General features: G+C 40.3%; 2 protein-coding genes and 1 pseudogene. 1 reads left to right on the top strand and 2 read right to left on the bottom strand.

Translation table 11 applies throughout. The annotated features are described in order from the left end of the window. The first annotated feature begins 180 nt into the window (after positions 1-180). Positions 181-1,383, top strand: a complete 1,203-nt coding sequence (locus ODU34_RS08975) for an IS110 family transposase (protein WP_105178691.1) — start codon at positions 181-183, stop codon at positions 1,381-1,383. 328 nt (positions 1,384-1,711) lie between these two features. Here the strand turns inward: ODU34_RS08975 and ODU34_RS08970 are convergent, their stop codons facing one another. Beyond that, the gene (locus ODU34_RS08970) at positions 1,712-2,053 is read right to left on the bottom strand and encodes a metal-sulfur cluster assembly factor (protein ID WP_024406534.1); all 342 of its coding nucleotides are present in this window, start codon (positions 2,051-2,053) and stop codon (positions 1,712-1,714) included. A gap of 121 nt (positions 2,054-2,174) precedes the next feature. Continuing rightward, positions 2,175-2,255: pseudogene (locus ODU34_RS08965) on the bottom strand (pyridoxamine 5'-phosphate oxidase family protein); the annotation flags it as partial. Positions 2,256-2,500 lie beyond the last annotated feature (245 nt).

Below are 2,500 nucleotides of genomic sequence, written 5' to 3'. Positions count from 1 at the left end.
ATGATAAAGTAGAGGTGTCTTGTTAAGTCGAGAACTCTTTTGACGCTAGACGTCGCATCAAAAACTGGCAAGGCACCTGTTTTAGAAAGAATGTTATCAAAGTATGTGGGACGCCAGACGTCGAGTATTGAAAATGACATCACTAAAACAAGGAATCATTCAAGACAAAGAGGTAATATCATGCGAGTAGTATTTGGGATTGACGTGAGTAAGGTAAGTTCAGAAGTGGCCATTCTAGTCAATGGTGAGAAAGTTCATGGCTATACCATGTCCAATGACGCCATCGGCTTTACTCGGTTACTTGGAGATTTGAAAACCGTCCACAAGCCAGAAATCATCTTTGAAGCAACAGGTGTCTATTCTCGTCGTCTTCAAGCTTTTCTGGATGAGCACGGCTACGCTTATACGCGGCTCAATCCCTTAGAAGCCAAGAAGCAACTGGATAGCTTGCGTGTGAGAAAAACAGATCAAATTGACGCCGAAAAACTAGCTCAATCTCAGTTTGCACTGAATCGTAAACCCACTTATGTCCAAGAAGAAGTCTATCAAGATCTGCGGGATCTCAGCCGTTTCTATCAGAATCTGACTGAGGACATTGTTCGAACTAAAAACCGCCTACACAAGGTCTTACAGGTCACTTTCCCTGAATTGGAAAATATCTTGTCAACACCAACTGGTGAACAATACTGGAACCTGGTCATAGCTTTTCCTTGCAAGGACTTCGTGCTTGATTTAAGCAAGGACGAACTCTCAGAGAGCATTCGTCAGTCCACCTCAAAACGGATTTCGGACAAGCGTGTGGCGTACTTAGCCGAGAAACTGATAGCACTAGCTAATCAATCTTATTGTGCCGTTAAGAAAACCTCTCCAATGCTGGAAGAGGTGCGTTACTATGGAAAAGAATTGCTTCGGCTTTCTGAACAGAGACAATCAGTCTTAGACGAAATGGTGGAGCTAGCTCAGCCATTACCTGAATATGACATTCTGCTCTCTATTCCTGGAATAGCTGAGACTACTGCAACAAGTATTATTGGCGAACTGGGAGATATTCGCCGTTTTCAGTCTGCAAATCAAATCAACGCCTTTATCGGTATTGACCTGAGACACTATGAATCTGGTAACTTCCTCGCTAAGGAACACATTACCAAACGTGGCAATCCCTACGCTAGAAAGATTCTGTTCAAGTGCATTCATAATATCGCTTCAGCTAGTCACACCAATCCTTGCCATATCGCCGACTTTTATGAGAAACGAAAAAGACAATCGCAAACGACTTCTACGAAGCCACACACGATTGCCTCCATACATCGTCTCATTCGGACAATGTATTACCTCATTACGCATAATAAGCTTTACGATTATACTTCTACCCAAAATCGGTAAAACTGTTTATGCTCTATCATTGTAACACCTTATCAAAAAATTTCAACATAAGGTGTTGCTTTTGTATACACTTTTTACACTAAACTTTAGTCCAAAATAAAATAATTTCCTTATTTTGACTACTGAATTCAAAATATTGTTCATCAAATACCTTGAAAGGCTTGACAAATGGTAGAAAAAGAGTTCGTGTTTCACACCCCGCACAAGTTGATTAGGCTAGATTTGGAGTGTGAAACACGAACAAATCTGTCAATCAACCACTGTGCTGAGATGTTGAAACGAACTCTGAGAAGTGTGGCAGGACTTTTTTCCCAGCCTCACTTTCTTTTTATTTCGGACTGATACCAAGCGTAATACGTCCAAGACGGCTGATACGGGTCATCTTCCAGGCAGGAGACCAGACAATCTCTACCTGTGCATCGTTTATACCATCAATCGTTTTCAAGGCTGCAACCAATTCACCAGGCATAGTATCCGCACAAGAACAACCTGAATCTGTAAAGGTCATGACAACCTTACAAAAACCAGCTTCATCTAAATGGATCTCATAAATCAAACCCAAATTGTAGATGTCTAGTTCAATTTCAGGATCGTAAATGGATTCCAAAACCTCTATCAACTGTTCTGATACAGTTAACGCTCGTTCATTAATCTGAATATCTTCTCTCATTAAATTTAAACACTCCTAAAATATTTATAAGAAGTATTGTATCATAATTAAACGAAATATACCTATGCTATCAAATGTTTTTATTTAGCTTTTATAGAGCACGGACTTCTGAATCCTTACCTTAACCGATAGAAAAAATATATTTGTGCCCTTGAGGCAAACTATGATAGAAACCATGACCTGCATAAATCTGAAACACCTGTTTTCTGTACTATATCAAAAAACAGCAAACCGGATACTGTTAGAAAACGAGACCGTAGAATAATTTTTTTAACTTTAAACGAGGCTGGGCAAAAAGTCCAAAGCCACTTCTCAGAGTTCGTGTCAACATCTCAGCGCAGTGGGAGTGGTTAATTGGCTTTAACAGTCCAGCGGAGTGAAACAGTTCGGGGAACTGTTTCAGCCCGAGCCTAGAAAGAAAAAAGCGAGGTTAAAGGTTGGAGATAC

The organism is Streptococcus sp. 2018WUSS126, from assembly GCF_044427425.1.
Lineage (GTDB): Bacteria > Bacillota > Bacilli > Lactobacillales > Streptococcaceae > Streptococcus > Streptococcus hashimotonensis.
This window is presented reverse-complemented; position numbering and strand designations above follow the sequence as displayed.